Source organism: Pseudomonas sp. SP16.1 (assembly GCF_052682975.1).
Window position 1 is genome coordinate 323,499 of the sequence record NZ_JBQYFZ010000001.1, and the last position, 26,890, is coordinate 350,388.

Annotated in this window: 24 protein-coding genes; 10 read left to right on the forward strand and 14 right to left on the reverse strand. The window is 68.5% G+C overall.

Features of this window, described 5'->3' with window-relative positions; translation table 11 throughout:
* Positions 1-9: 9 nt before the first annotated feature.
* A complete protein-coding gene (gene lipA, locus ACUTAF_RS01625) occupies positions 10-1,062 on the forward strand; it encodes a lipoyl synthase (protein ID WP_445578334.1) in 1,053 nt (350 codons plus the stop codon).
* A 201-nt stretch (positions 1,063-1,263) separates the two neighbouring features.
* Here the strand turns inward: lipA and lipB are convergent, their stop codons facing one another.
* From lipB to ACUTAF_RS01680, 11 genes are all read right to left on the reverse strand, one after another.
* On the reverse strand, positions 1,264-1,881 hold the full coding sequence (lipB, locus tag ACUTAF_RS01630) for a lipoyl(octanoyl) transferase LipB (RefSeq protein ID WP_445578335.1): 618 nt from the start codon (positions 1,879-1,881) through the stop codon (positions 1,264-1,266).
* Between the two features lie 5 nt (positions 1,882-1,886).
* Entirely contained in the window at positions 1,887-2,165 is a 279-nt protein-coding gene (locus ACUTAF_RS01635) for a DUF493 domain-containing protein (protein ID WP_445578336.1), read from the reverse strand.
* 54 nt (positions 2,166-2,219) lie between these two features.
* Positions 2,220-3,380, reverse strand: a complete 1,161-nt coding sequence (locus tag ACUTAF_RS01640; protein ID WP_445578337.1) for a D-alanyl-D-alanine carboxypeptidase family protein — start codon at positions 3,378-3,380, stop codon at positions 2,220-2,222.
* A gap of 115 nt (positions 3,381-3,495) precedes the next feature.
* On the reverse strand, positions 3,496-4,509 hold the full coding sequence (locus ACUTAF_RS01645; RefSeq protein ID WP_445578338.1) for a septal ring lytic transglycosylase RlpA family protein: 1,014 nt from the start codon (positions 4,507-4,509) through the stop codon (positions 3,496-3,498).
* Entirely contained in the window at positions 4,506-5,510 is a 1,005-nt protein-coding gene (gene mltB / locus ACUTAF_RS01650; RefSeq protein ID WP_445578339.1) for a lytic murein transglycosylase B, read from the reverse strand. Before mltB ends, ACUTAF_RS01645 begins: the two co-directional genes overlap by 4 nt.
* A 17-nt stretch (positions 5,511-5,527) precedes the next feature.
* Positions 5,528-6,631 carry a rod shape-determining protein RodA gene (rodA, locus tag ACUTAF_RS01655; protein ID WP_445582381.1) on the reverse strand — a complete coding sequence of 368 codons (1,104 nt, stop codon included), beginning with the start codon at positions 6,629-6,631 and terminating at the stop codon, positions 5,528-5,530.
* Positions 6,632-6,669: 38 nt separating this feature from the next.
* Positions 6,670-8,559: a penicillin-binding protein 2 gene (mrdA, locus tag ACUTAF_RS01660; protein WP_445578340.1), complete on the reverse strand. Its 1,890-nt coding sequence runs from the start codon at positions 8,557-8,559 to the stop codon at positions 6,670-6,672.
* Between the two features lie 13 nt (positions 8,560-8,572).
* On the reverse strand, positions 8,573-9,040 hold the full coding sequence (gene rlmH, locus ACUTAF_RS01665) for a 23S rRNA (pseudouridine(1915)-N(3))-methyltransferase RlmH (RefSeq protein ID WP_445578341.1): 468 nt from the start codon (positions 9,038-9,040) through the stop codon (positions 8,573-8,575).
* A 9-nt stretch (positions 9,041-9,049) separates the two neighbouring features.
* Positions 9,050-9,403 carry a ribosome silencing factor gene (gene rsfS, locus ACUTAF_RS01670; RefSeq protein ID WP_445582382.1) on the reverse strand — a complete coding sequence of 118 codons (354 nt, stop codon included), beginning with the start codon at positions 9,401-9,403 and terminating at the stop codon, positions 9,050-9,052.
* Positions 9,404-9,470: 67 nt separating this feature from the next.
* Positions 9,471-10,148, reverse strand: a complete 678-nt coding sequence (gene nadD, locus ACUTAF_RS01675) for a nicotinate-nucleotide adenylyltransferase (RefSeq protein WP_445578342.1) — start codon at positions 10,146-10,148, stop codon at positions 9,471-9,473.
* On the reverse strand, positions 10,148-11,413 hold the full coding sequence (locus tag ACUTAF_RS01680; protein ID WP_445578343.1) for a glutamate-5-semialdehyde dehydrogenase: 1,266 nt from the start codon (positions 11,411-11,413) through the stop codon (positions 10,148-10,150). The genes nadD and ACUTAF_RS01680 overlap by 1 nt, the downstream gene beginning before the upstream one ends.
* 577 nt (positions 11,414-11,990) lie before the next feature.
* On the opposite strand from ACUTAF_RS01680, the gene ACUTAF_RS01685 reads away from it, so the two are divergent.
* Positions 11,991-13,220 carry an alpha/beta fold hydrolase gene (locus ACUTAF_RS01685; RefSeq protein ID WP_445578344.1) on the forward strand — a complete coding sequence of 410 codons (1,230 nt, stop codon included), beginning with the start codon at positions 11,991-11,993 and terminating at the stop codon, positions 13,218-13,220.
* Positions 13,221-13,303: 83 nt separating this feature from the next.
* Here ACUTAF_RS01685 and dauA read toward each other — a convergent pair whose 3' ends face one another.
* Entirely contained in the window at positions 13,304-15,031 is a 1,728-nt protein-coding gene (gene dauA, locus ACUTAF_RS01690; RefSeq protein ID WP_445578345.1) for a C4-dicarboxylic acid transporter DauA, read from the reverse strand.
* Between the two features lie 173 nt (positions 15,032-15,204).
* Between dauA and ACUTAF_RS01695 the strand changes: the two genes are divergently transcribed.
* Positions 15,205-15,492: a PA4642 family protein gene (locus ACUTAF_RS01695; RefSeq protein ID WP_445578346.1), complete on the forward strand. Its 288-nt coding sequence runs from the start codon at positions 15,205-15,207 to the stop codon at positions 15,490-15,492.
* A 228-nt stretch (positions 15,493-15,720) separates the two neighbouring features.
* On the opposite strand, the gene yjeH is transcribed toward ACUTAF_RS01695, so the two are convergent.
* Positions 15,721-16,983, reverse strand: a complete 1,263-nt coding sequence (gene yjeH / locus ACUTAF_RS01700) for an L-methionine/branched-chain amino acid transporter (RefSeq protein ID WP_445578347.1) — start codon at positions 16,981-16,983, stop codon at positions 15,721-15,723.
* A 124-nt stretch (positions 16,984-17,107) separates the two neighbouring features.
* On the opposite strand from yjeH, the gene ACUTAF_RS01705 reads away from it, so the two are divergent.
* The 7 genes from ACUTAF_RS01705 (at position 17,108) to ACUTAF_RS01735 (ending at position 25,759) form a co-directional block, all read left to right on the forward strand.
* On the forward strand, positions 17,108-17,527 hold the full coding sequence (locus ACUTAF_RS01705; RefSeq protein ID WP_445578348.1) for an Lrp/AsnC family transcriptional regulator: 420 nt from the start codon (positions 17,108-17,110) through the stop codon (positions 17,525-17,527).
* A gap of 2 nt (positions 17,528-17,529) precedes the next feature.
* Positions 17,530-18,744, forward strand: coding sequence for an exonuclease subunit SbcD (gene sbcD / locus ACUTAF_RS01710; protein WP_445582383.1), 1,215 nt, complete (start codon positions 17,530-17,532; stop codon positions 18,742-18,744).
* A gap of 162 nt (positions 18,745-18,906) precedes the next feature.
* Positions 18,907-19,266: a hypothetical protein gene (locus tag ACUTAF_RS01715; protein ID WP_021444210.1), complete on the forward strand. Its 360-nt coding sequence runs from the start codon at positions 18,907-18,909 to the stop codon at positions 19,264-19,266.
* 167 nt (positions 19,267-19,433) lie between these two features.
* Entirely contained in the window at positions 19,434-22,868 is a 3,435-nt protein-coding gene (locus ACUTAF_RS01720) for an AAA family ATPase (protein WP_445578349.1), read from the forward strand.
* A gap of 2 nt (positions 22,869-22,870) precedes the next feature.
* A complete protein-coding gene (locus tag ACUTAF_RS01725) occupies positions 22,871-23,413 on the forward strand; it encodes an isochorismatase family protein (protein ID WP_445578350.1) in 543 nt (180 codons plus the stop codon).
* Positions 23,414-23,714: 301 nt separating this feature from the next.
* Positions 23,715-24,428 (forward strand): type 1 glutamine amidotransferase domain-containing protein, encoded by a 714-nt coding sequence (locus ACUTAF_RS01730; RefSeq protein ID WP_445578351.1) that lies wholly within the window; start codon positions 23,715-23,717, stop codon positions 24,426-24,428.
* Between the two features lie 86 nt (positions 24,429-24,514).
* The gene (locus tag ACUTAF_RS01735; protein WP_445578352.1) at positions 24,515-25,759 is read left to right on the forward strand and encodes an SLC13 family permease; all 1,245 of its coding nucleotides are present in this window, start codon (positions 24,515-24,517) and stop codon (positions 25,757-25,759) included.
* Between the two features lie 82 nt (positions 25,760-25,841).
* Here ACUTAF_RS01735 and rlmF read toward each other — a convergent pair whose 3' ends face one another.
* Complete coding sequence (gene rlmF, locus ACUTAF_RS01740; protein WP_445578353.1) at positions 25,842-26,843, reverse strand: 23S rRNA (adenine(1618)-N(6))-methyltransferase RlmF; 1,002 nt, start codon at positions 26,841-26,843, stop codon at positions 25,842-25,844.
* Positions 26,844-26,890: the final 47 nt, after the last annotated feature.

Genomic DNA, 26,890 nt, shown 5'->3' on the forward strand with positions numbered 1-26,890 from the left:
AGATTTCCGATGTCAGATACGTCCTCGCCCAAACCCGTTGCCAGCGGCGACAAGTTCCGCACCGCTCAGGGCATCACCGCGATCAAGGATGGCCAGAAGCGCCGCACCTCGGCCGAACCCCAGGTGTTCGAACCCAAGCCCAAGTGGCTGCGAGTCAAGGCGCCCGGCGGCAGCCGCTTCGAGGCGGTCAAGCGCAACGTCGGCGAACATCGCCTGAGCACCGTGTGCCAGGAGTCGCACTGCCCGAACATGGGCGAGTGTTGGTCCAACGGCACCGCCACCATCATGCTGATGGGCTCGGTATGCACCCGCGCCTGCCGCTTCTGCGCGGTGGATACCGGCAACCCCAATGGCTGGCTGGATCTGGAAGAGCCGCAGAACACCGCCAAATCGGTGGAGCTGATGGCGCTGCGCTACATCGTGCTGACCTCGGTGGACCGCGACGATCTGGAGGACGGCGGCGCCAGTCACTATGCGGCCTGCGTGCGGGCGATCAAGGAAAACACCCCGCAGGTGGTGGTCGAAGCCCTGACCCCGGACTTCGACGGCGACCAGCAGGCCATCGAGCGCGTGGTGGATTCGGGCCTCGAGGTATTCGCGCAGAACGTCGAGACGGTCAAGCGCCTGACCCATGTGGTACGCGACCCGCGTGCCGGCTACGAGAAGACCCTCAAGGTCCTCGAGCATGCCAAGAAGCACCGGCCGGACGTGCTGACCAAGACCAGTCTGATGCTCGGCCTGGGCGAGACCGACGAGGAAGTTCTGGAGACCATGGACGACCTGCGCGCCATCGGCGTGGACATCCTCACCCTGGGCCAGTACCTGCAGCCGACGCGCAACCACCTGCCGGTCAAGCGCTGGGTCAGCCCGGAAGAGTTCAACCGTTTCCGCGACATAGGCCTGGAAAAGGGCTTCATGGAAGTCGCCGCCGGCCCGCTGGTGCGCTCCAGCTACCGCGCCGACCGGGTGTTCGAGAAGAACAACCTGGGTCTGGCCGCACCGGTGCCGGTACCGGGCCAGGAAGTCGACGCCAGCCTGATTCCGGCACTGAACCTGAACTGAGCCGGATCTTCAGGACAAACGAAAGGGACGCCTCGGCGTCCCTTTTTCGTTGCAACGGACCTTAGGGAGAGCCGCGAGCTTATTGGTGCGCGCGGCGCACCCTACGCATGGCACCTTCGGCTAACCCTGACGTCCCGTAGGGTGCGCCGTGCGCACCGAGAAATCGCTGATATCGAACCGCCCAGGCGGCCCCGCGACATCCTAGGCGTAACCCAATCTTTTGCGTAGCGCCTGCTCCAGGCGCTGCGCCACCTCATCGAGAGCAGGCGGAGTGGCGAGCAGATCACGCATCTGCACCATCTTCAGCCCGGCATAGCCGCACGGATTGATACGCAGGAAGGGCGTCATGTCCATGTCCACGTTGAGCGCCAGGCCGTGGAACGAGCAGCCGCGGCTGACCCGCAGGCCCAGCGAGGCGATCTTGTCGCCTGCCACATAGACACCCGGCGCGTCGGCCTTGGGCGCCGCCTCGATGCCATAACCGGCCAGCAGATCGACCAGGCTCTGCTCCATGGCGGTGACCAGATCGCGCACGCCCAGGTCCAGGCGGCGCAGATCGAGCATCAGGTAGGCCACCAGCTGGCCGGGGCCGTGATAGGTCACCTGGCCGCCGCGCTCGACCTGCACCACCGGGATGTCGCCCGGTGCCAGCAGGTGCTCGGCCTTGCCGGCCTGGCCCTGGGTGAATACCTTCGGGTGCTGCAGCAGCCAGATCTCGTCGGGCGTCTGCGCGTCGCGCTCGACCGTCAGCTGGCGCATGGCCTCCAGCGTTGGCTGATACTCGACCAGCCCCAGGTGACGAACGACGAGCTCGGCCATGGGTATCACAGCACCATATGCACGCGGCCGGTGGCGCGCAGATCGACGTGAATCGCCTGCAGCTGCTCGACGCTGGTGGCGGTGATCAGCACCTGCACCGAGAGGAAGTTGCCGTTGCGGCTGTCGCGGATCACCAGGCTGGAGGCATCCAGGTCCGGCGCATGGCGCTGGATCACTTCGATCACCAGGTCGGAAAAGCCTTCGCCGGCGGTGCCGATCACCTTGATCGGGTAACGCTCGCAGGGGAATTCGATTTTCGGAGCTTGAACGTCGCTATCGGTCATGGCTTGTGCCCATCGCAAAAAAGGGCCGTTCCGGATTGGAACGGCCGGGCGCTATCAGTTGAACAGGCCGAAGAAGAACAGCCTGATGCTGTCCCACAGGCGACGCAGCAAGCCGCCTTCCTCGACACCTTCCAGGGCCACCAGGTCGGCGCTGTGCACCACCTCGTCACCCAGCTTGACCTCCACCTTGCCGATCACGTCGCCCTGTTGAATCGGCGCGATCAGCTGCGGGTTGACGGTCATGCTCGCCTGCAGCTTCTCCAGCTGGCCTTTCGGCAGGGTCATGGTCAGGTCCTCGGCCAGGCCGGCCTTGACCTGACGGCTGACGCCCTTCCACACGTCGGCCTGGGCCAGCTCGGCGCCCTTCTGGTAGAAGGTGCGGGTCTCGAAGAAGCGGAAGCCGTAGGTCAGCAGTTTCTGCACCTCGGCGGCGCGGGCCTGTTCGCTGACGGTGCCGAACACCGCGGCGATCAGGCGCTGGCCGTCGCGCACGGCGGACGCCACCAGGCAGTAGCCGGCTTCCTCGGTGTGGCCGGTCTTCAGGCCGTCGACGGTCTTGTCGCGCCACAGCAGCAGGTTGCGGTTGGGCTGCTTGATGCCGTTCCAGAGAAATTCCTTCTGCGCGTAGATGGCATAGTGCGCCTGGTCCTCGAAGATGATCGCGCGTGCCAGCTTGGCCATGTCATGCGCCGAGGAATAGTGCTCCGGGTCCGGCCAGCCGGTGGCGTTCATGAAGTGGCTGTTGTTCAGGCCGAGGCGCTGGGCGTGGCTGTTCATCATGTCGGCGAAAGCCTCTTCGCTGCCGGCGATGTGCTCGGCCAGCGCCACGCTGGCATCGTTGCCGGACTGGATGATGATGCCGTGCAGCAGATCGTCGACCGAGACCTCCTTGCCCACCTCGATGAACATCTTGGAGCCGCCCATGCGCCAGGCCTTCTCACTGATGCGCACCATGTCGCTTTCCTTGATCTGCCCGCGGTTGATCTCCAGCGTGGCGATATAGGCGGTCATCAGCTTGGTCAGGCTGGCCGGCGGCAGACGCTTGTCGCCGTCGCTCTCGACCAGCACGTTGCCGCTGGCGGCGTCCATCAGCACATAGGAGGTCGCCGCCAGTTGCGGCGGCGCAGGAATCACCTGCTGGCTGGCCCAGGCGAGCGGCGCGGCCAGGAGGGTCAGGAACAGGGAAGCACGTTGCGCGAAGCTGGTGATGTTCATCCGTCTCTCGAAAGTCGTTGCTTTGGGTTGTGAAGCGGCCCACCTGGGGCCATCGCTCGGTTCGCCGCGAGCGGCGAATCCGGGATTTAGTCCGGCCAATGCCGGTTTAGTGCCGTCAGTCGGCGCGCACCAGGGTCGGTTGGCCCAGATTGGCCAGGCGCACGCTGCTCTGCAGTTGCTCAACCTCGCCCTGGCTGGCGATCGGTCCCAGCCGTACGCGGTGCAGAATCTGCTGGTCGCGCACCACTGAGCTGATGAACACCGGGGCACTGATCGTCTGGCTCAGCTTGGCCTTGAGCAGCTCCGCAGCGTCCGGATTGGCGAAGGCTCCCACTTGGAGATACAGGCCAGAGGCTGCGAGTGAATCGTTTTTTTTTGCGTCGATCTGCACCGGCACCACGGCCGCGGCGTGCTGCTGCGGCGGCGGCGAATACTGCTCGACCACCTGCGCGACCGGCTGGGCGACCGCTTGTGCGGTGATGCCCTTGGCCGGCTGGTTGCTGGCCAGTACCAGCGGCACCGGGCGTCCCTGCTGCGCCCACCATTCATGCGGATCGATGCCCTCGACCTTGACCCGCGCGGTGCCCTTCTCGGCATAGCCGAGCTTCTTCGCCGCGGCGAAGGACAGGTCGATGATGCGGTCGGAGTAGAACGGGCCACGGTCGTTGACCCGCAGGATCACCGTCTTGCCGTTTTCCAGGTTGGTCACCCGCACGTAGCTGGGCAGCGGCAGGGTCTTGTGCGCCGCGGTCATGCCGTACAGGTCGTAGGTTTCGCCGTTAGCGGTGGCCTGGCCGTGGAATTTGGTGCCGTACCAGGAAGCCGGGCCTACCGCCTGGTAGCGCCGGGCGTCCTGGATCGGGTAGTACTGCTTGCCGAACACCACGTAGGGGCTGGCCTTGACCGGCCCGTAATGCGGCATGGGGATGGCGTCGGGAATCCGCGACACGTCGACGTCCCACCAGGGCGCGCCGTCCTTGTGCGGCCGGCTGAAGTCACCGGGGCCGGAAATTCCCGCGCTCTGGCCCTGGGCAGGCACGCTCTGCGGTGCGCGGTTGGACGAGCAGCTGGCCAGCAGCAGCGCGGCGGCCACGCAGGCTGCCAGGGACAACAGTGGCTGACGGTTCATCGCGTACCCCGCGCTTCGACCAGGAGTTCGGCCAGTTGGTTGACCGCCATGGCATACATCACGCTGCGGTTGTAACGGGTGATGGTGTAGAAGTTGGGTAGACCCAGCCAGTACTCGTCGCCCTCGGCGCCTTCCAGGCGGAAGGCGGTCACCGGCAGGTCATCGGCCAGTTGCTCCTGCGGCTGCCAGCCCAGCGCGCGCAGTTCGGCGACGTTCTTCGCCGGATCGAGGCCCTCGCTCAGGCCCTCGGCGATGCGCGCACCGCTGACCTGGGCGCGACTGGCCACCTGGCCGCCGGCCTGCCAGCCGTGGCGCTTGAAATAGCTGGCGACGCTGCCGATGGCGTCGGTGGGGTTGCCCCAGATATTGATATGGCCGTCGCCGTCGAAATCCACCGCGTAGGCGCGGAAGCTGCTCGGCATGAACTGCGGCAGGCCCATGGCGCCGGCGTAGGAGCCCTTGAGCGTGAGCGGGTCGACCTGCTCCTCGCGGGTCAGCATGAGGAACTCGCGCAGCTCCTTGCGAAAGAACGGCGCGCGCGGCGGGTAGTCGAAGGCCAGGGTCGACAGCGCGTCCATCACCCGCCAGCTGCCGGTGTTGCCGCCATAGAAGGTTTCCACGCCGATGATGGCGACGATGAACTGCGCCGGCACGCCGTATTCGGCTTCGGCCTTGTCCAGCGCGGCCTGGTGCTCTTTCCAGAACGACACACCCTGGGCGATACGCTTGTCGGTGATAAAGATCGGCCGATAGTCCTTCCACGGCTTGGTCTTCTCCGCCGGGCGCGAGATGGCATCGAGAATCGCCTGCTTGCGCTCCACTTCGGCGAACAGCGCGAGCAGTTGCTCGCCGGCGAAGCCGTAGTCGCGGGTCATCTCCTCGACGAATTCGGCCACCTGCGGCGAGCCGTCGTAATCGGCGGCCAGCGCCTGTGCGCCACACGCCCCCGCCAGGCCGATCCCCACAAGCGTCCGAGCTGCCCAGCCGCGCAGTAGATACATTGAATTCGTTACCCCAATCAAACCTGTGCGATCCACTTTCTATGGGTGTGGATCGCCATCAAGACCCCAAAACCGGACAGCAGCGTCACCAGCGAAGTTCCGCCGTAGCTAATGAACGGCAGCGGCACCCCCACTACTGGCAACAGGCCGCTGACCATGCCGATGTTGACGAACACGTAGACGAAGAAGGTCATGGTCAGCGCGCCCGCCAGCAGCTTGCCGAACAGCGTCTGCGCCTGGGCGGTGATCACCAGGCCGCGCGCGATCAGCAGCAGGTACAGCAGCAGCAGCAGGCAGACGCCGACCAGGCCGAACTCCTCGGCGAGCACGGCAATGATAAAGTCCGTATGGCTTTCCGGCAAAAAATCCAGGTGCGACTGGGTGCCCAGCAGCCAGCCCTTGCCCAGCACGCCGCCGGAGCCGATGGCCGCCTTGGACTGGATGATGTTCCAGCCCGAGCCCAGCGGATCGCTCTCCGGGTTGAGGAAGGTCAGCACGCGGCGCTTCTGGTAATCGTGCATGACGAAGTACCACATGCCCACCGCGATCGGTACCACCGCCGCCACGGCGCCGACGATCCAGCGCCACTGCAGGCCGGCCATGAACACCACGAAGGCGCCCGAGGCGAGGATTAGCAGCGAGGTGCCCAGGTCCGGCTGCTTGAGGATCAGCACGAAGGGCACGCCGATCATCGCCAGGCAGACGAGAACATGCTTCGGCCGCGGCGGCAGGCTGCGCTTGGCCAGGTACCAGGCAACGGTCATCGGCATGATGATCTTGAGGATTTCCGAGGGCTGGAAGCGGATCACCCCGGGGATGTTGATCCAGCGCGTGGCGCCCATCGCGGTGTGGCCCATCACTTCCACCACCATCAGCAACGCCACCCCGACCACGTAGGCCAGCGGTACCCAGCGCGCCATGAAGCGCGGGTCGAACTGGGCGATCACCAGCATGCCGGCCATGCCGATGCCGAACGAGGTGGCCTGCTTGAGCAGCAGGTCGAGGTTCTTGCCGCTGGCCGAATAGAGAATGAACAGGCTGCCGGCGCCGAGGATCAGCAGCAGCAGCAGCAGCCAGCCATCGATGTGCAGGCGCTGCAACAGGCCGGCGCGGCGACGCAGCACGTCCTCGTCGGACAGGGTACGGTCGAAATTGCTCTTCATCGCTGGCTGACCTCGGCACTCGTCGGCGGTGCGTATTCGGCCTTGAGCTGGCCGCTGTCGTCCAGCAGCCAGGCGTCCATCACCTGCTTGACCACCGGTGCGGCCACGCCGGAGCCCGACTCGCCGTTCTCCACCATCACCGCCACGGCGATCTGCGGGCTCTCGGCCGGAGCGAAGGCGACGAACAGGGCGTGGTCGCGGTGGCGTTCCTGCAGTTTCTCGCGGTCGTACTTCTCACCCTGCTTGATCGCCACCACCTGGGCCGTGCCGCTCTTGCCGGCGATGCGATAGACCGCGCTGTCGCCGACCTTGCGTGCGGTGCCGCGTGGGCCGTGCAGCACCTGCTCCATGCCGTGGCGGCCGTAGTCCCAGAACTTCGGGTCGCGCAGGACGATATCCGGCATGGGGTTGGGGTCGTTCGGCTGCGCGCCATCGATGCTCCTGGCCAGGTGCGGGCGAATCCACTTGCCGCGGGTGGCCATCAGCACGGTGGCCTGGGCCAGTTGCAGCGGTGTGGTCTGCATGTAGCCCTGGCCGATGCCGAGGATCAGCGTCTCGCCCGGGTACCAGGGCTGGCGATAGCGCGCCCGCTTCCAGTCGCGCGAGGGCATCAACCCGGCGGTTTCCTCGAACATGTCCAGCGCCACGCGCTGGCCCAGGCCGAAGCGACTCATGTAGTCGTGCATGCGGTCGACGCCCATCTTGTGCGCCAGGTCGTAGAAATAGGTGTCGTTGGAGCGGGAAATGGCCAGGTCGAGGTCGACCCAGCCATCGCCGCTGCGGTTCCAGTTGCGGTACTTGTGGCTGTGGTTGGGCAACTGGTAGAAGCCGGGGTCGAACACCCGCGAGGTGGGCGTGACTACGCCGGCATCCAGACCGGCCACCGCCACCATCGGCTTGATGGTCGAACCCGGTGGGTAGAGACCGCGCAGCACGCGGTTGTACAGCGGCTGGTCGATGGAATCGCGCAGCTCGCCATAGGCCTTGAAGCTGATGCCGGTGACGAAGGGGTTGGGATCGAAGCTGGGCTGGCTGACCATCGCCAGCACCTCGCCGGTCTGCGGCTGGATCGCCACCACCGCGCCGCGGCGCCCGCCCAGGGCCTGCTCGGCGGCCTCCTGCAGGCGCACGTCGAGGCTCAGCACTATGTCCTTGCCCGGCTTCGGGTCGATCCGGTTAAGCACCCGCAGCACACGGCCGCGGGCGTTGGTCTCGACTTCCTCGTAGCCGACCTCGCCGTGCAGTTCGTCCTCGTAGAAGCGCTCGATGCCGGTCTTGCCGATATGGTGGGTGCCGGCGTAGTCGGTGGGGTCCAGGCGCTTGAGCTCCTGCTCGTTGATCCGTCCGACGTAGCCCACCGAATGGGCGAAGTGCTCCTTCTGCGGGTAGTGCCGCACCAGCTGCGCCGCCACCTCGACGCCGGGCAGGCGGAACTGGTTGACCGCGATGCGGGCGATCTGCTCCTCGGACAGCTCGAACAGGATCGGTACCGGCTCGAACGGCCGCCGCCCCTGGCGCACGCGCTTGTCGAACAGCGCACGCTCGTCCGCCGACAGCTCCAGCACCTCGACCACCACGTCGAGCACCTGCTGCCAGTCGCCGGCGCGCTCGCGGGTCACGGTGAGGCTGAAGCTGGGGCGGTTGTCGGCGATGATCACGCCGTTGCGGTCGAAGATCAGCCCGCGGGTTGGCGGAATCGGCTGCACGTGGATGCGGTTGTTCTCCGCCAGGGTGGTGTGATGCTCGAACTGCACCACCTGCAGGTAGTACATGCGCGCCACCAGCGCAGCAGTCGCCAGCAGGATCGCGCAGGCGCCGACCAGCACGCGGCGGCGCACCAGGCGGGCGTCCCTTTCGTGGTCCTTGAGGCGAATCGGCTGCGGCATCGGCTACGGCTGGCTATTTGTGATAGGGATGGCCGGACAACACGGTCCAGGCCCGGTATATCTGCTCGCCGAGCAGGATGCGCACCAGCGGGTGCGGCAGGGTCAGCGGCGACAGCGACCAGCGCTGCTGGCTGCGCGCACAGACCTCAGGCGCCAGCCCCTCGGGGCCGCCGACCATGAGGTTGACGTTGCGTGCATCCAGGCGCCAGCGCTCCAGCTCCGCCGCCAGCTGCTCGGTGCTCCATGGCTTGCCATGGACCTCCAGCGTGACGATGCGTTCGCCCGGCTGCACCTTGCTCAGCATGGCCTCGCCCTCCTGACGGATCAGGCGGGCGACGTCGGCGTTCTTGCCGCGCGTGTTCAGCGGGATTTCCACCAGCTCCAGCGGCAGCTCGGCCGGCAGGCGCTTGACGTACTCCTGCCAGCCCTCCTCGACCCAGCGCGGCATGCGCGAACCGACGGCGATCAGCTTGATCCGCACGGCTTGCGTTTACTCGGCCGAGTGCTGGGCGCGGCTCTGCTCGGCGCCCTGCCACAGGCGCTCGAGATCGTAGAACTGGCGCGCGGTGGGCAGCATCACGTGGACGACGATGTCGCCCAGGTCGAGCAGGGCCCATTCGCCGGCGTCCAGGCCTTCGCTGCCGATCGGGCGCACGCCGCGTTCCTTGACCTTCTCCAGTACGTTGTCCACCAGCGACTTGACCTGGCGGCTGGAGCTGCCGCTGGCGATCACCATGAAATCGGTGATGCTGGTCTTGTCCTTGACGTCGATCACGGTGATGTCGGTCGCCTTGATCTCTTCCAGCGCCGCGACGGCGATCTTGACCAGCTCTTCGCTGGGCATCTGTTGCTTCTTCATAAATGACCCGTTTGCCTCGTGTAATGGGACGCCTGCGCAACCGCGCGACGCTTCAAGCATGGAGCGCAGGGTACAGCCCCTGCGCCTGGATATAGGCCAGTACCGCATCCGGCAGCAGGAAACGCACCGAGCGCCCGGCCGCCAGCAACTGGCGAATCTGCGTGGCGGACACCGCCAGCGGCGTCTGCCAGATGAAACTGATGTGCCCGCCGGGCCCGTTAAGGCTCAGCGGGTCGCTGACGCTGCGCGCCGCCAGCAGGTCGCGCAGCGCCTCGGGCGCCTCGCTGTCGGCGTCCGGGCGCTGCAGCACCAGCAGGTGGCAGTGCTCGAGCAGCTCCTGCCAGCGGTGCCAGCTCGGCAGGCCGCAGAAGGCATCCCAGCCGAGCAGGAGAAACAGCTGGTCGTCCGCCGCCAGCTCGGCGCGCAACGATTCCAGGGTATCGATCGTGTACGACGGCTTGTCCCGTCTGAGCTCGCGGTCGTCGACCTTGAGCCGCGGCTCGCCGGCCACCGCCAGGCGGACCATGGCCAGACGCTGCTCGGCGCTCACCTGCGGCGCCTGGCGATGCGGCGGGCGCGCGCTGGGCACCAGGCGCAGCTCGTCCAGGTCCATGAACTCGGCAACCTCCAGCGCCGCGCGCAGGTGGCCGATATGCACCGGGTTGAAGGTGCCGCCGAGCAGGCCGATGCGTCGGGCGCCGCTGCACCGGGCGTCGTCGGGCTTGGCCATCAGGTGCGAATGTGTCCGTCGCCGAACACCACGTACTTCTCGCTGGTCAGCCCCTCCAGGCCGACCGGGCCGCGGGCGTGCAGCTTGTCGGTGGAAATGCCGATCTCCGCGCCCAGGCCGTACTCGAAGCCGTCGGCGAAGCGGGTCGAGGCGTTGACCATCACCGAGGCGGAGTCCACCTCGGTGAGGAAGCGCCGCGCATCGCTGAAGTTCTCGGTGATGATCGCGTCGGTGTGTTGCGAACCGTAGTGGTTGATGTGCTCGATGGCCGCCTCCAGCGACTCGACGATGCGAATCGCCAGGATCGGCGCGTTGTACTCGGCGAACCAGTCGTCCTCGCTGGCCACCAGCACATCGCTGCCGAGCAGTTCGCGGGTAGCAGCGTCACCCCGCAGTTCCACCCCCTTGTCGCGGTAGATGGCGGCCAGCGGCGGCAGCACGCGGGCGGCGATATCCTTGTGCACCAGCAGGGTTTCCATGGCGTTGCACGGCGAATAGCGCTGGGTCTTGGCGTTGTCGCAGACGCGGATGGCCTTGTCGAGGTCGGCGGCCATGTCCACATACACATGGCAGACGCCGTCCAGATGCTTGATCACTGGCACCTTGGCATCACGACTGATGCGCTCGATCAGGCCCTTGCCGCCGCGCGGCACGATCACGTCGACGAATTCCGGCATGGCGATCAGCTCGCCCACCGCGGCGCGGTCGGTGGTCTCCACCACTTGCACGCAGGCGGCCGGCAGCCCGGCCTCGGCCAGGCCCTGCTGGATGCAGGCGGCGATGGCGCGGTTGGAGTGGATCGCCTCCGAGCCGCCACGCAGGATGGTGGCGTTGCCGGACTTCAGGCACAGGCTGGCGGCGTCGATGGTCACGTTGGGCCGCGACTCGTAGATGATGCCGATCACCCCCAGCGGCACGCGCATCTTGCCGACCTGGATGCCGGACGGCAGGTAGCGCATGTCACGGATCTCGCCGATCGGGTCGGGCAGGGTCGCCACCTGGCGCAGGCCCTCGATCATGCCGTCGATCACCGCCGGCGTCAGCGCCAGACGGTCGAGCATGGCCGGTTCCAGGCCACTGGCGCGGCCGGCGGCCAGGTCCAGCTCGTTGGCGGCGGTCAGTTCGGCGCGGGCGGCGTCGAGGGCGGCGGCGGCGGCCTGCAGGGCGCGGTTCTTCTGCGCGGTGCTGGCGCGGGCGAGCACCCGCGAGGCCTGGCGGGCGGCCTGGCCCAGGCGGGTCATGTAAGCGTGCACGGACTCGGTCATGGCGGCGGAGGTCTGGCAGTTGAAAAAAGGGGCTGATTATAGCGAGCCTGCAAGCCCGCGCCCAGCGGCGTCCGGTAAGCGGTCGGCGTCTGGGGCATGGCGGGGGCTTTGTCAGCGACGCCGGCCCATCCACCTGGCTACCAGGGATCGCCGCCAACGCGCCTCCCGCAGGCGACCGCCTGTGCCTGCGAACAGCTGTCGCCGGTAGACAGCGCGTCCGCCGGCGCGCGCCGGTAACCACGACCATCGCGTGGCGGCAGGCCCCAGGGCGCAACGGTGACATCCGCCGGCGCGGCCCGCCCGAAGGTTGGGTAAACAAAAAACGCCGCGGTGTTTACCTTCGAGCCAGGCTCCATCCGAGATGCTCGCTTGGCTGCAGCGTGCGGCCCTCGGCTGGCGAGGCTTCGATCGGGCTGTAGGAGCCAATCCATGGGTTATGTCCTGGTCGCTGCTGCACCGATCCGGCCTCTGCGGGAACGATATCATCGCGAATATCGCGGATGAGGCGCGGCGCCGCCCGCCACCGCGACCGCCCTGACCTGGCTCGAGAACAACAAGAACTGCCGGAGTGCATGCCATGCGTTACCGCACCGACTACAGCCCAGCCCTGCTCGCCGATACGCCCCGGATCATGGATATCGGCACCTGGCGCCTGCACTACCAGGCCTATGCGCGCCGCGAGCGGGATGCGCGCGCGCCGGTGCTGCTGCTCGGCGGCGCGTTCCAGAGCTTTCGCTCCTTCGCCGCCGAGGTCGACGAGCTGCTCGCCGGGCATCCGCTGATCCTGCTCGACCTGCCCAGCCAGGGCGGCAACCTGCAGCTGGCGCCGGAACTCGGCCTGGAGCAACTGGCCGACCTGATCGCCGCCTTCGCCGAGCAGCTGCAACTGCCGCCGCTGATGCCGATCGGCCTGTCCTACGGTTCGGCGCTGGCCGCCCTGTTCGCCGCGCGCCACCCGCAGCGTTGTGCGCGCCTGTTGCTGGCCGGGATCACCGCCTTTGGCCGCCCCGGTGCGCGACTGATGCTGGAAGAGGGGCTGGCGCTGCTCGCAGAGGGACGCGTCGGCGAGTTCGCCCAGGGCGCGCTGAGCGGCCTGCTCAATCCGCTGCACCTGGACGACACCGGCGTCGCGCCGGTATTTCGCAAGGCACTGCTGCGTCAGCTGCAGCGCCTGAGTCCGGCCGAGGTGGAGCGCTACCGGCAGAACAGCCGGCGCCTGCTGGACTTCCAGGGTTTCCGCCGGCATCCGCAGTGCCCGACCCTGGTACTGGCCGGTGAGCACGATCATTTCACCCAGCCCTGGGAGCACGCCCATTTCGCCGCGGCCTGCGCTCAGGCCGAGTGCGCCGTGGTGCAGCGGGCCGATCATCTCGCCCAGTTCGAGCGCCGCGAAGCCTGTGCCGCGCTCTATCGGCCGTTTCTCGGCGCGCGCGCGCTGCCGCGTCGCAGCCCGGGCAGCATGGTGCTGCCGCGCGAACGACTGCTGGGTCTGGAAAAACGCTGCGAGCCGCGCCTGGCGCCGCGCCAGCGTCAGGCACTGCTGCGTCACGCCAGCGGCCAGCAGTGGCCGGTGGAGTTGAGCGAACTGGGCTTCTTCGGCGGGCGCCTGCAGGGCGATCTGCCGGCCGAACTGCCCTGGCGCGGCTGGCAGCTGTTGACCGGCGCACTGCCGCCGCTACACCTGTTGCCGCTGCGGCGCGACGGTCAGGGGCTGGCCTTCGTCTTTCCACACACCGGGGCCGAAGCCAGCCAGGCCCTGGCCGAGCTGACCCGGCCGGTAGCGCTGGCAGCCGTCGCCTGCGCCTAGAAGCGGTCTGGCCCGCATCGCCGCGCCTGTCCCGATTCGTCGTCCTGCGGATGCCCGGCCGGCGCGCGGGACGCCCCCCGCGGTCACACGCCGTCGCCAGCGTCCAGCCAGCGCAGCGCCTTCTCCCGCGCCTGCGGCAGGTCGCGCACGTAGGCCAGTTCGTTCTCGCGGCGGTGCACGCCGGCGCGGCGCAGCTGCAGGCGCACCTGCGCGGTCGGGCCGCTGAGGATCAGCGCCACGCCCTGCTGGCGATAGTCGCGCAGCACGTTGTCCAGCGCGGCGATGGCGGTCATGTCCAGCAGCGGCACCGCGCTGATGTCGACTATCACCACCCGCACCCCCGGAGTGAGGCGGCGCAGCACGCTCAGCGCCTTCTCCGCCGCACCGAAGAACAGCGGCCCGCGAATGGCGTAGGCCAGCACATGCTCGGGCAGGTCCTGCAGAACCTGGCGCTGGCGCCGGCTCAGGGCGGCGGTATCGGTCAGCTCGCTCATGCGCTTGATGAACAGCCCGGCGGCCAGCAGCAGGCCGACGCCGACCGCCAGCACCATGTCGAACAGCACCGTCAGCAGCAGGCAGGTGAGCAGCACCAGCACGTCGCCGCGCGGGGCGATGCGCAGGGTGTGGGCGACGTGATGCGGCTCGCTCATGTTCCACGCCACCATCAGCAGCAGGGCCGCCAGCGCCGCCATCGGCAGGTAGCTGAACAGCGGCGCCAGCAGCAGGATCGCCGCCAGCACCACGCCGGCGTGGATCAGCGCCGCCAGCGGCGAGAAGGCGCCGGCGCGCACGTTGGCGGCGGTGCGGGCGATCGCCGCGGTGGCGGTGATGCCGCCGAAGAAAGGTGCCGCCAGGTTGCCCAGGCCCTGGCCGATCAGCTCGGCGTTGGGATCGTGCTTGCTGCCGCTCATGCCGTCGGCGACCACGGCGCAGAGCAGCGATTCGATGGCGCCGAGCATGGCGATGGCGAAGGCCGGCGCCAGCAGTTGGCGAATCAGCTCGAACGATAGCGTCAGCGGCTCACCGTCCGCACCGGGCAGCAGCCAGGGCAGGCTCAGGCTGGGCAGGAAGGGCGGAATGCCGGGGTGCTCGACGCCCTCGACCATATAGCTGAAGCGCTCGCCCAGGGTCGCCACCGGCAGGCCGAGGCGTTCCAGGGCCAGCGCCAGCAGGGTACCGAGGGTCAGGGCGACCAGGTGCGCGGGAATCCGCGGCGCCAGGCGCGGCCACAGCAGCAGGGTGAGCAGGCAGACGATGCCGACCAGGCTGTCGCCCGGCTGCAGGCTGGGCAGCGCGCCGGCCAGCAGGCCGAGCTGCTCGAGCGGGTGCTGCGGCGAGCCGGCGAGCTGGAGGCCGAGCAGATCCTTGATCTGCAGGATGGCGATGACGATGCCGATGCCGGCGGTGAAGCCCAGGGTCACCGGATAGGGCACGAACTCGATCAACCGCCCGGCGCGCAGCAGGCCCATGGCGATCAGGATCAGCCCGGCCAGCAGGGTGCACAGCAGCAGGCCGCCGAGGCCGTACTGCTGGGTGATCGGCAGCAGGATCACCACGAAGGCCGCGGTCGGCCCGGAGATGTTGAAGCGCGAGCCGCCGCACAGGGCGATCAGCGGCGCGGCGATCAGCACCGTGTACAGGCCGTGCTGCGGCGCCACGCCGACGGCGATGGCCAGCGCCATGGCCAGCGGGATGGCGATGATGCCCACCGTCAGCCCCGCGCTCAGGTCGCCGCGCAGGGCCTTCCAGGAATAGCCGGCGCGCAGGGTCTGGCGCCAGGCGGCGAACAGCGGCAGGGAATGGCGAGACATGATGGCTCCGGGATAGCTCGGCGCATTATAGGAGCGCGGTGCGGCGCAGCGGTATGACCTAGGTCGGCTGTCGCGCGCGTTGCATGCGTGTTAGCGTGCGCTGCTGCGCGTTGAGCCGCGCCGGTCTCGGCGGTAAACTGCCGGCCCTCTGAAATGCTTGGCGGGAGCGGGCGATGCGTAAAGACAAGAAGCAGGTGATTGGCGAAGAGATCGGCGACGAGTCCATCAAGCTGTTTCTCGCGGTGGAGCCGGCAGACGCCACGCCGCCCTCGTTGCACAAGCTGATCAAGGCCTATCGCGGCCTGCGCATCGACGATTTCGAGCGCTTCGTCGGCTTCTTCGTCGCGGCCGGCTACGATCTGTCGGCCACCGACGCCAAGGGCCACGACTTCGTCGCGCTGATCCAGGATCAGCGCAACGCCGAGCCCTATATCGAAGTGATCAAGGCCGCGCGCGGCTGATCGAGCCGGCGCGGTTAATGCCGCGCCGACGTCTTTTCAGGGCCCTTCTAAAAACGTAGGCGACGACTGCATGGATGCAGGAGGTAGAGCGAAGCAGGAAGCCCGAGCCGAGGCAGTCAGCGCAAGGCAAAAACAGGCGAAGAAGCGGAGTTTACGAGCTGTAAATGAGCATTTTGAGCCTGTTTTTAACGCAGCGATGACCACGCAGGTAGTTTTTAGATGTGCCCTTCAGCGGCTCGGCAGACGCAGGCCATGCGCCGCGCGCAACTGATCGAGTAGCAGCAACAGCCCGAGCAGGGCCAGCGCATAGAGCGCGTCGCCGCCGAGCATCGCCAGCACCGCGGCGCACAGCAGCGTGGCGAGCCCGCCCAGCCAGCGCCACACCCCGCGCAGCAGCACCGTGCCTGCGGCCATGCTGAGCAGATAGATCAGCACGAAGTTGCCGTTGGCGTAGCGGATCAGGTCGTCTACCGACAGCTGCAGCACGCTCGCCAGCCCCGCGCACAGCGCGCAGCTGATCACCACCAGCAGCATGGCGCGTCCCGGCACGCCGTGGCCGTTGCGCCTGGCCAGCGGCGCCGGCAGCTTGCCCTCGTCGGCCAGGCTCCAGATCAGCCGGGCGAAACCCTGGATATACACGTTCATCGAGGCGAAGCAGGCCAGGTAGCCGACCACCGCCACCAGCACGCGGGCACGCTCGCCCAGCAGCAGTTCGAACAGCCGCGGCAAGGCGGTGGTGTCGCTGTGCACGTCGCCGTAGGTGGCGAAGCTCAGTACCGCCACCGAACAGGCCCAGTACACCAGCCCGGCGAGCAGCACGCCGAGCAGCAGGGCCAGGGGGAAATCGCGCTCGGGCCGCTTGAACTCCTCACCCAGGTGGGTGAAGGCCTCGATGCCGACGAAGCACCAGAACATCACCCCCAGCGCCGCCGGCAGCAGCTGCCACTGGCCGCCCAGCGGCGGCAGCAGCGGTTGGCTGGCGCGTGGCAGGTCGCCGACCCACCAGACCAGCGCCACGCTGGCGACTATCGCCACCGCGATCAGCCCCTGCAGCACGCCCGAGGCCCTGGCCGGGCGCTGGCCGAGCAGCAGGATTACGCCGAGGGTGGCCAGCTGGATCGCCAGCAGCCCGGCGCTGGAGAGGTCGAACAGGGCCAGCCAGAAGCCGCTGGCGATATGCAGCGCGGCAGGCAGGCCGACCGGCAGCACGGCGAGAAACAGCAGCGCGCTGACCCCTTCCAGGCGCTGGCCGAAGGCGCGGCCGATCAGGTGCGGCGCGCCGCCGGCATGGGGGAAGCGCTTGCCCAGCTGGGCGAAGGTGAAGGCCACCGGCAGCACCAGGGCGATCAGCACCAGCCAGGCCCATAGCGAAGCCTGCCCGGCGGCGGTGGCGGCCAGCGCCGGCACCACGAAGATGCCGGTGCCGAGCAGCGAGGTGCTGAGCAGGGCGATGCCCTGCAGCAGGCCCAGTTCCTTGTTCAGTCGACTCATGGGGTATGCTCGTGTCCTTGCGCAGAATCCCGCCATGGTAAGCCGGCGCTCCCGTGCAGGGCGTCGGCTTTTGCCGGCGAAACGGCGGTTCTGTCCTTCAATCCGATTGCCGCCCGAGAGCCCCGTGGACAAGTTCGACCGCCAGATCCTCGCCCTGCTGCGCCGCGATGCGCGCACCCCCGTCAGCCAGATCGCCCGCGAGGTGAATCTCTCGCGTTCGGCGGTCAGCGAGCGCATCCGCCAACTGGAAGACGGTGGGGTGATCCGCGGCTACCACGCCCAGGTCGCCGAGCCGGGGGCGGACGCGGTCAAGGCCTTCTTCGAGCTGTTCTACAAGGATGGCCGCTGCCAGGACTACGTCGAGCGCATGCGCCTGTACCCGGAGATCCGCCGCTGCTGCGGCATCAGCGGCGAGACCGACATGCTGGTGTACGTCGAGGCGGCCTCGATGACGCGCCTGAGCGAGATCCGCGACGCCCTCGAGGCCTTCCCGCAGATGCAGCGGGTCAAGACCCATATGGTGGTGCAGGAGTGGCCGCTGTGAGCCTGCGCCTGCTGCACAGCTCCGACTGGCACCTGGGCCAGCACTTCATGGGCAAGACCCGCCAGGCCGAGCATCAGGCATTCTGCGCCTGGCTGCTGGAACAGGTGCGGGCGCACGCGGTGGACGTGCTGCTGATCGCCGGCGACGTGTTCGACACCGGCGCGCCGCCCAGCTATGCGCGCGAGCAGTACAACCGCCTGGTGGTCGAGCTGCGCGACGCCGGCTGCGCGCTGATCGTGCTCGGCGGCAACCACGACTCGCCGGCCATGCTCGGCGAGAGCAGAACCCTGCTGGCCCAGCTCGGCGCGCGGGTGGTCCCCGGCGTCGGCCTCGACCCCGCCGAACAGCTGCTGGTGCTGCACGACCGCGCCGGCGCGCCGGGCGCCATCCTCTGCGCCATTCCCTTTATCCGCCCGCGCGAGGTGCTGGCCAGCCAGGCCGGGCAGAGCGCGCAGGAAAAGCAGCAGTCGCTGCAGCAGGCCATCGCCGAGCACTACCAGACGCTGTTCGCCCTGGCCGAGGCCCGCCGTGCCGAACTGGGCCTGGCCCTGCCGATCATTGCCAGCGGCCACCTCACCACGGTCGGCGCCAGCGCCAGCGAATCGGTGCGCGAGATCTACGTCGGCAGCCTGGAGGCCTTTCCCACCAGCGCCTTCCCGCCGGCCGACTACATCGCCCTGGGCCATATCCACCGGCCGCAGAAGGTCGCCGGCCTGGAGCAGATCCGCTACTGCGGCTCGCCGATCGCATTGTCCTTCGACGAGGCGCGGCAGCAGAAGGAAGTGCTGCTGGTCGAGTTCGGCGCCGGCGCTTTGCAGGCGGTCACGCCGCTGCCCGTACCCTGCTTCCAGCCCCTGGCCAGCCTGCGCGGCTCGCTCGCGGAACTCGCGGGTGCCATCGTCGAACAGGCCGCCCAGGGCAGTGTCGAGCGGCCGGTATGGCTGGAGGTGCAGGTGCGCGGCGACGACTACCTGAACGACCTGCAGAGCCGCATCGCCGCGCTGTGCGAAGGGCTGCCGGTGGAGGTGCTGCGCATCCGCCGCGAACGCGGCAACGCCGCCGCCAGCCTGGCCAGCGAGGCGCGCGAGACACTGGACGAACTGTCCGCCGCCGAGGTGTTCGACAGGCGCCTGCAGCAGGAGCAACTGGGCGAGGAAGAGACGCAGCGCTTGCAGGGGCTGTATCGCCGGGTGCTGGACGAGTTGACGGGGGATTGAAGTCGGCCGCTCCAAGCGTCGTCGGGCATGACGGTCCAAGTACGACTACCCTGCAAGGCTCGGGGGCTCGCCAGCGATCCGCAGAATTTAGTCCATGCAGTTTGGCTCAGGGATGCTGCTCGCCGCCAACTCACCATGATCAGGTTATTCAAGGAGCGAAGCATGGCTTTAAATCCAAACATCAACGATGAGGGGGCGCCTACCGGTGGGCGTGGTCTCGAGGACATCAGTATCGAGCCGCGCTTGTTTCAAGAGGCGCAGGAGCTTATCGACTCGATTGACGACACTTCCAAGATCTTTAGAAATCGGACGAAGAACTCGCAGTACGAGAGCGACAAATTGCACGTCGATGCGGTGCCGATTGGTAACAGGACTTATCCCTACAAGATCGAGGTGCAACGAAAGAAGGGCTCGAAGAACACCGTTGCCGTCTGCATAGCTGCTGCTAGCGCATCCGCCGGCGATGTCAGGGCCGCACTGCATGCCAGCCTTGGCGATCACCATATATGGTCGGCCCAATAAGGATAATCTTGGCGCACCGTTGCGATAGCCACAGGGTGAAACGTGTCGCGGTATTTGACTCTGTGGTTATCGTTGGGCGATAGCGCCATCTGTCCAGTCCACCGCGCCTGCACAACCCTGCCAACAATGCCAGAATGCCCGCCTGATTCCCGGCTAGCCATTCCCGCATGAAAATCCTCAGCCTGCGCCTGAAGAACCTCAACTCGCTCAAGGGCGAGTGGAAGATCGATTTTTCCGCCGCGCCCTTCGCCGACAGCGGCCTGTTCGCCATCACCGGGCCCACCGGGGCGGGCAAGACCACCTTGCTCGACGCCATCTGCCTGGCCCTGTATCACCGCACGCCGCGCATGGGAACGCTGTCGGCCAGCGGCAACGAGCTGATGACCCGGCACACCGCCGACTGCCTGGCCGAGGTCGAGTTCGAGGTCAAGGGCCAGGGCTACCGCGCCTTCTGGAGCCAGCGCCGCGCGCGCGACAGGGTCGACGGCGCGCTGCAGGCGCCCAAGGTGGAGCTGGCGCGCATCGCCGGCGGCGAGATCCTCACCGACAAGATCCGCGAGAAGGAGAGCCTGACCGCCGAGCTCACCGGCCTGGACTTCGAGCGCTTCACCAAGTCCATGTTGCTGGCCCAGGGCGGTTTCGCCGCCTTTCTCGAGGCGGGTGCCAACCAGCGCGCCGAGCTGCTCGAGGAGCTGACCGGCACCGAGGTGTACGGGCGGATTTCGCAGCAGGTCTACGAGCGCACCAAGGCCGCCGAGCAGGCGCTGAACCTGCTGCAAAGCCGCGCCCAGGGCATGGAACTGCTCGACGAGGCGCAGCGCGGCGAATTGCAGGCCGAGCACCAGCGCCTGAGTCAGGAGGAAGCGCCGCTGCTGGCCCGGCAACAAAGCCTGCAGGCCCAGCGCCGCTGGCGCGAGGCCCTGCAACAGGCCGAGCAGCAGTGCCATCAGGCGCAGCTGGGCCTGGAGCAGGCGCAGCAGGCTCAGGCGCAGGCGGCTGGCGAGCTGCAACGCCTGGCCGCCAGCGAGCCGGCGGCGCGGTTGCAGCCGCTGTACCAGGGCTGGCAGCAGGCGCAGCAGGACAGGCAGCAGGCGCACGAGGGGCTGGACGAGCTGCAACGGCAGCAGCGCGGCAGTGCCGAGCGCGAGCGCCAGCAACTCTGGCTGGCCAGCCGCTATGCCGAGCAGGCCTTGAGTCTGCGTCAGGGCGAATTGCAGGCTCTGCTCGATCGGCGGCAAAGCCTGCAGGCGCGCCTGAACGCTGCCCCGCAGCGGGCGCGGCTGGGCGAGTTGCTCGGCGGCTGGCGCGCGCAGTTCGACCAGCGCGGGCAACTGCTCAGGGAGCAGCAGGCGCTGCAGACGCGCCTGGCGCAGGAGGCCGAGCAACTCGTCGCCCTGCAGCGTCAAGGCGGGGAGTTCTCGGCGCAGCATGAGCAAGCCGCCGCGCGCCTGGAGCAGGCGCGCGCCAGCGAAGCCCGGCAGCAGGGCGAGCTGCAGGTCTTGCTCGGCGACAGCGGCGAGGCTGGGCTGCGCGAGCGCTGGCAGCAGCTGCAGGTGCAGGGCAGGGCGCTGGACCGTCTGGAGCAGCTGGCGCAGACGCGCGAGCGCCTGGCCGGGCAGCTCGCCGAGCTGAGCCCGCGGCTGGCGCAGCTGCAGCACCAGCACGCCGGTAAGCACGACGAAATCGGCGGCCTGCGCGAGCGCTACAAGTTGCTCAAGCAGCAGTTGGCCGACAAGGAAAAGCTGCTGGAGCAGGAGCAGCGCATTCAGGATCTGGAGGCCTACCGCGCCCGCTTGCAGCCGGGCGAGGCCTGCCCGCTGTGCGGCTCGCACGAGCACCCGGCGGTCAGCCAGTACCAGGCGCTCGACGTCTCGGCCACGCGCCAGGCGCTGGAGCAGGGCCGCAACGATCTGGCGCAGCTGGAAAACCAGGGCGCCAGCCTGCGCGACGAGCTGACCCGCCTGACCACGCAGATCGCCCAGCTGCAGCAGCAGCTGGAGCAGGTCCGCGAACAGGCCGCCCAACTGGATGGGCAGTGGCAGCAGCAACTGGCCGAGCAGGCGTTGTCGCTGGCCGATGGCGCGGCCCTGGCCGAGCTGCAGCGCAGCCATGAACAGAGCCTGGCGCAAGTGCAGAGCCGGCTGGCCCAGGTCGAGAGCCGGCAGGCCGAACTGGCGCAGGCGCGCGGCGCCCGCGAGGTCGCCGAGCGGGCCCTGGCTTATACGCAGCAACGCCAGGCGCTGCTGGCGCGCGATCTGGACAACCTGCAGGCGCGCCAGGCCGAGCAGCAGGGGCGTCTGCAGCAGCTGGAGCGGGAGCTGCAGCACCAGGGGCAGAGGCTGCTGGCCAGCCTGGACGGCTTCGCCAACCAGTTGCCGGCCGATGGCGCCGCCTGGCTGGCCGAACAGCAAAACGCCTGGCGCGACTGGCAGCAGGCCCAGGCGCAGGATCAGCAACTGCAGGAGCTGCAGCGCGAGGCGCAGCGCCTGCTCGCCGAAGCCGAGGCGCAGGCCGCTCAGTGGCGGCAGCGCTGGCAGGCCGCAGGCGCCTCGGCATTGACCGAGCCCGAGCCTGTGGCGCAAGCCGAGCAGGCCCTGCACGATGCGGCCGCCAGCCTGGCCAGCGCCCAGCGCGAAGGCGATGCCCTGCGTGGCCGGGAGCAGAGCCAGCAGGCGCTGCTGCAGCAACTGCAGGCGCGCCTGAACGACGCCGAGCAGCGTTGGCAGCAGGCGCTGGCGGCCAGCCCCTTCGCCGACCTGTCGGCGTTTCTCGCCGCGCTGCTGGCCGAGGACGAACGCGAACGCCTCGCCGCCTTGCAGGCGCGGTTGCAGCGCGCCCTGACCGAGGCCGCGACCCTGCTGGCTGCCGCCGAGACGCAGGTGCAGCAGTTGCGCGCCACGCCGCAGACCGAGCTGGCGCTGGCCGAGCTGGACGAGCAGTTGCAGGCGCTGCAGGGCGAAGTGCGCGCGCTGAGCCAGCGCCAGGGCGAACTGCGCGCCCAGTTGCAGGCCGACGATGCGCGGCGCAGCAGCCAGCAGGCGCTGTTCGCCGAGATCAAAGCGCAGCAGAGCGAGCATGCGCTGTGGCAGCAGCTCAACGGCCTGATCGGTTCGGCCGACGGCGCCAAGTTCCGCAAGTTCGCCCAGGGCCTGACCCTCGATCACCTGATCCACCTGGCCAACCGCCAGCTGGCGCGCCTGCACGGCCGCTACCAGTTGGCGCGCAAGGGCAGCGGCGAGCTGGAGCTGGAAGTGCTCGACACCTGGCAGGCCGACGTGGCGCGCGACTGCCGCACGCTGTCCGGCGGCGAGAGTTTCCTGGTCAGCCTGGCGCTGGCCCTGGCGCTGTCGGACCTGGTCAGCCACAAGACCAGCATCGACTCGCTGTTTCTCGACGAGGGCTTCGGCACCCTGGACGGCGAGACCCTGGAAGTGGCGCTGGACGCGCTGGACAACCTCAACGCCAGCGGCAAGACCATCGGCGTGATCAGCCACGTCGAGGCGATGAAGGAGCGCATCCCGGTACAGCTGCGCGTATACAAGGGCGTCGGCCTCGGCTACAGCCGGCTCGACGCGCGTTTTGCGGTGAAGGAAGGAGCATAGCGATGTTGATGCAAGCCGAAGATTCCACCCTGCTGCTGATCGACCTGCAGGAGCGCCTGCTGCCGGCCATCGACGGCGCCGCCGAGCTGGCCGAGCAGGCCGCCTGGCTGCTGCGTCTGGCGCAGCGCCTGCAGGTGCCGGTGATCGCCACCGAGCAATATCCCAAGGGCTTGGGGCCGACCCTGGCGCCGCTGCGCGAACTGCTGCCGGCAGGCGCGGTGCGCGAGAAGATCCACTTTGCCGCCACGGCCGGCGCCGGGCTGTTCGACCTGCCCGGCGGCGAGCGTCGGCAGTTCGTGGTGATGGGCGCGGAAACCCACGTCTGTGTGCTGCAGACGGTGCTCGGCCTGCTTGCCGCCGGGCGCGAGGTGTTCGTGGTGGACGAGGCGGTGGGCTCGCGCACGCCGCGCGACAAGGCGTTGGGCCTGGCGCGGATGGAGCGCGCCGGGGCGGCGATCGTCTCGCGCGAGATGGTCGCCTTCGAGTGGCTGGAGCAGGCCGGCAGCGAGCTGTTTCGCCAGGTCAGCCGCGAGTTTATCCGCTAGCGTTATCACGCGGCTTTCTGGGTTCCCGCCTGCGCGGGAATGACCAATCCAACTCCCGTCATCCCCGCGAAGGCGGGGATCCACTCGTGTCGCGATACGAATGATCTGTCGCTTTCCGGGGCAGCGCTGAGGGTGGATCACGCTTCACCGATCCACCGCTCTGGTGGATGTGGAAAGCGACATCCACCCTACCGCCTGGGGCCGTCCGTCCGCTGGCGGGGAAAGGGCCGGCAACTGTTCTACTGTGGTGGGGTATGCGCCGCGCGGGCGGCGCCCTTCACCCGCTACAGGAGCAGATGCGATGGGCAAGAAGATCCTGGTGGTGCTGACCAGCGTGGCCAAGTATCCCAACCTCGACCGGGCCACCGGCCTGTGGCTGGGCGAGGCGGTGCATTTCGTCAAGAAACTGCAGGCGGACGGTCACACGGTCGACTACGTCAGCCCGCTGGGCGGCTACACGCCCATCGACCCGCACAGCCTGGCCATGGCCGAGCCGGTGGACTGGCGCTGGTATCAGGACAAGGCCTTCATGAACCGCCTCGGCGCCACCCTGCGCCCGGATCAGGTCAAGGCCGAGGACTACGCGGCGATCTACTACGCCGGCGGCCACGGGGTGATCTGGGACTTCCCCGACAACGCCGCGCTGCAGGCGCTGGCCCGCGACATCTACGAGGCCGGCGGGGTGGTGTCCTCGGTCTGCCACGGCGCCGTGGGCCTGCTCAATATCAAGCTGTCCGACGGCGCGCTGCTGGTGGCCGGCAAGCGCGTCACCGGCTTCTCCAACACCGAGGAGAAACTCGCCCAGCTGGACCAGCACGTGCCCTTTCTCACCGAAACCGAACTGGTTCGGCGTGGCGCCCACTACGAGAAGGCGCCGGAGCCCTGGCTGCCGTTCGCCATCGCCGACCAGCGCCTGATCACCGGGCAGAACCCGGCCTCCGGCGGGCCGGTGGCCGATCTGGTGCTGGCCGAGTTGCAGCAGGGCGCCGCACCTGAGGGCATGGTCGGCGCCTGAGGCGCCCCATTCCCTTGCAGCACCGCTGGCGCTAGAGTGCGCCGCTACTGCCACAGGGCAGTGGCGGCGCATCTGACGGAGCGGGCATGACGATCACTTCCTGGCTGGTTATCGGCCTGTTCTTTCTCACCTACCTGGGCATGGCCGCCGGCGGCGTGCGCGGGCTGCGCATCGACCGCAGCTGGATCGCCGGCTGCGCCGCGGTGCTGTTGCTGGTCAGCGGCGCGCTGAGCATGGACGAGGCAGCGGGGCATCTGGACGCCGGGGCGCTGCTGCTGTTGCTGGCGCTGATGCTGATCTCCGCGCAGTTCGACTTCTCCGGCGTCTATGCCTGGCTCACCCAGTACCTGACCCACCATGCCCAGCGCCCGGCGCTGCTGCTGGCCGGGGTGGTGCTGCTCGGCGGCGGACTGTCGGCGATCCTGGTCAACGATATCGTCGCCTTCGCCCTGACCCCGCTGCTGTGCCACAGCCTGCAGCTACGCGGCCTCGACCCGCGGCCGTTTCTCCTGGCCCTGGCGCTGTCGTGCAACGCCGGTTCGGCCGCCAGCCTGATCGGCAACCCGCAGAACATCCTCATCGGCCAGGCCGGCGGCCTGGATTTCTGGGGCTACCTGGCCCTGGCCGCGCCGGTGGCGCTGCTGGCCATGGCCATCGTCTACGCCGTGCTCTGGCTGCAGTGGCGCAACCGCTGGGGCACGCCGCAGCCGCTGCCGGTGGAGGAAACCCCGGCGGCGCGCATCTACGGCGCGCACAGCTACCTCAAGCCGCTGGCGGCCAGCCTGGCGCTGCTGGCGCTGTTCGCCACGGCGTTGCCGCGCGAGCTGTCGGCGTTGCTGGTGGCGGCGCTGGTGATGGTGTCGCGGCGGGTGGACAGCCGCGACTATGTGCACAAGGTGGATTGGAACCTGCTGCTGCTGTTCGCCGGGCTGTTTCTGGTCAGCGGCGCGGCGCTGGAGCTGCCGGAGCTGGCCGGTGCCGGCCACTGGCTCGCCGCCCACGGCCTGCTGCCGCAGGGCGTGTGGGCGCTGGCCTCGGCCTCGCTGCTGGCCAGCAACCTGATCGGCAACGTGCCCTTCGTGGTGTTGCTGCTGGGCCTGCTGCCGGAACTGTCCGAGCCGGTGCTGGTGGGCCTGGCGCTGATGTCGACCCTGGCCGGCAACCTGCTGCTGATCGGCAGCGTGGTCAACTTGATCGTCGCCGAAGGCGCGAAGCGTCAGGGCGTGCGCATCGGCTTCGTCGACTATGCCCGCAGCGGCGTGCCGGTGACCCTGCTGAGCATGACCGCGGCCGGGCTGTGGCTGGGGCTGGGCGGCTGGTTGCCCTGGTAGCTGGGTCGGTGCGCCCGGCCTAGGCGGCCCCGCGACACCCTAGGGGATAGCCCGTAGGGGGCGCCGTGCGCACCAGCAGGTCTCAGCGCCAACGGGTTTGCCGCCAGGCGCTGCGCTGCTCGGCATCCTTGAAGGTCCAGGCCACCAGGCGGCTCTGCTTCTGGCCCTGGGCCATGCCCAGCACCCGCACCTCACAGGCGCCGGCCTTGGCCAGCCAGCCTTGCAGCAGTTCGACGTTGCCGCCCTTGGACACCAGGCTGCTGAACCACAGCAGCTGCTCGGCCACCCGCGCGCTCTCGCTGGCCATGCGCTTGAGGAAGGCCGCCTCGCCGCCCGGGCACCACAGCTCGGCGGCCTGGCCGCCGAAGTTGAGCACCGGCAGCTTGCGCTTGGGGTCGAGCTTGCCGAGGTTGCGCCACTTGCGCGTGCTGCCGCGGCTGGCGTCGGAGGCCGAGGCGTGGAAGGGCGGGTTGCACAGGCTCAGGTCGAAACGTTCGCCGGGCTGCAGCAGCCCCTGGAAGATGTGTTCGGCATTGGCCTGCTGGCGCAGCTCGACGGCGCCGGCCAGCTGCGGGTTGGCGGCGACTATGGCGCGCGCCGAGGCCAGCGCCTCGGCGGCGATTTCGGCACCGGTGAAATGCCAGCCGTATTCGCAGTGGCCGATCAACGGGTAGATGCAGTTGGCGCCGACGCCGATATCCAGCGCGCGGATGGCGCCGCCTCGCGGGATCTGCCCGGCATTTTCGCCGGCCAGCAGATCGGCGAGGTTGTGCAGGTAGTCGGCGCGCCCGGGGATCGGCGGGCACAGGTAGCCGTCGGGAATGTCCCAGTGCTCGATGCCGTAGAACTGCTTGAGCAGGGCGCGGTTGAATACTTTCACGGCGGCCGGATCGGCGAAGTCGATGCTCGGCTTGCCGTAGGGGTTGGTGATGACGAAGCGGCCCAGATCGGGGCTGAGGCGGATCAGCGCGGGAAAGTCGTAACGGCCCTGGTGGCGATTGCGCGGGTGCAGCTGGCCCTTGGCCGGAGCGGTCTTGACGGCGGGCGGGGCGGGCTTGCGCGGGCGTTTCGGCGGCTGGGGCATGAACGGGCATCGGCGAGTCGGGCGCGGGATTTTCCCATAGTCGGGCC

Coding starts and splice junctions, on each gene's coding strand:
- lipA (WP_445578334.1), top strand. CDS start 10: ATGTCAGATACGTCCTCGCCCAAACCCGTTGCCAGCGGCGACAAGTTC.
- lipB (WP_445578335.1), bottom strand. CDS start 1,881: ATGGCCGAGCTCGTCGTTCGTCACCTGGGGCTGGTCGAGTATCAGCCA.
- ACUTAF_RS01635 (WP_445578336.1), bottom strand. CDS start 2,165: ATGACCGATAGCGACGTTCAAGCTCCGAAAATCGAATTCCCCTGCGAG.
- ACUTAF_RS01640 (WP_445578337.1), bottom strand. CDS start 3,380: ATGAACATCACCAGCTTCGCGCAACGTGCTTCCCTGTTCCTGACCCTC.
- ACUTAF_RS01645 (WP_445578338.1), bottom strand. CDS start 4,509: ATGAACCGTCAGCCACTGTTGTCCCTGGCAGCCTGCGTGGCCGCCGCG.
- mltB (WP_445578339.1), bottom strand. CDS start 5,510: ATGTATCTACTGCGCGGCTGGGCAGCTCGGACGCTTGTGGGGATCGGC.
- mrdA (WP_445578340.1), bottom strand. CDS start 8,559: ATGCCGCAGCCGATTCGCCTCAAGGACCACGAAAGGGACGCCCGCCTG.
- rsfS (WP_445582382.1), bottom strand. CDS start 9,403: ATGCCCAGCGAAGAGCTGGTCAAGATCGCCGTCGCGGCGCTGGAAGAG.
- nadD (WP_445578342.1), bottom strand. CDS start 10,148: ATGGCCAAGCCCGACGACGCCCGGTGCAGCGGCGCCCGACGCATCGGC.
- ACUTAF_RS01680 (WP_445578343.1), bottom strand. CDS start 11,413: ATGACCGAGTCCGTGCACGCTTACATGACCCGCCTGGGCCAGGCCGCC.
- ACUTAF_RS01685 (WP_445578344.1), top strand. CDS start 11,991: ATGCGTTACCGCACCGACTACAGCCCAGCCCTGCTCGCCGATACGCCC.
- dauA (WP_445578345.1), bottom strand. CDS start 15,031: ATGTCTCGCCATTCCCTGCCGCTGTTCGCCGCCTGGCGCCAGACCCTG.
- ACUTAF_RS01695 (WP_445578346.1), top strand. CDS start 15,205: ATGCGTAAAGACAAGAAGCAGGTGATTGGCGAAGAGATCGGCGACGAG.
- yjeH (WP_445578347.1), bottom strand. CDS start 16,983: ATGAGTCGACTGAACAAGGAACTGGGCCTGCTGCAGGGCATCGCCCTG.
- ACUTAF_RS01715 (WP_021444210.1), top strand. CDS start 18,907: ATGGCTTTAAATCCAAACATCAACGATGAGGGGGCGCCTACCGGTGGG.
- ACUTAF_RS01720 (WP_445578349.1), top strand. CDS start 19,434: ATGAAAATCCTCAGCCTGCGCCTGAAGAACCTCAACTCGCTCAAGGGC.
- ACUTAF_RS01725 (WP_445578350.1), top strand. CDS start 22,871: ATGTTGATGCAAGCCGAAGATTCCACCCTGCTGCTGATCGACCTGCAG.
- ACUTAF_RS01730 (WP_445578351.1), top strand. CDS start 23,715: ATGGGCAAGAAGATCCTGGTGGTGCTGACCAGCGTGGCCAAGTATCCC.
- ACUTAF_RS01735 (WP_445578352.1), top strand. CDS start 24,515: ATGACGATCACTTCCTGGCTGGTTATCGGCCTGTTCTTTCTCACCTAC.
- rlmF (WP_445578353.1), bottom strand. CDS start 26,843: ATGCCCCAGCCGCCGAAACGCCCGCGCAAGCCCGCCCCGCCCGCCGTC.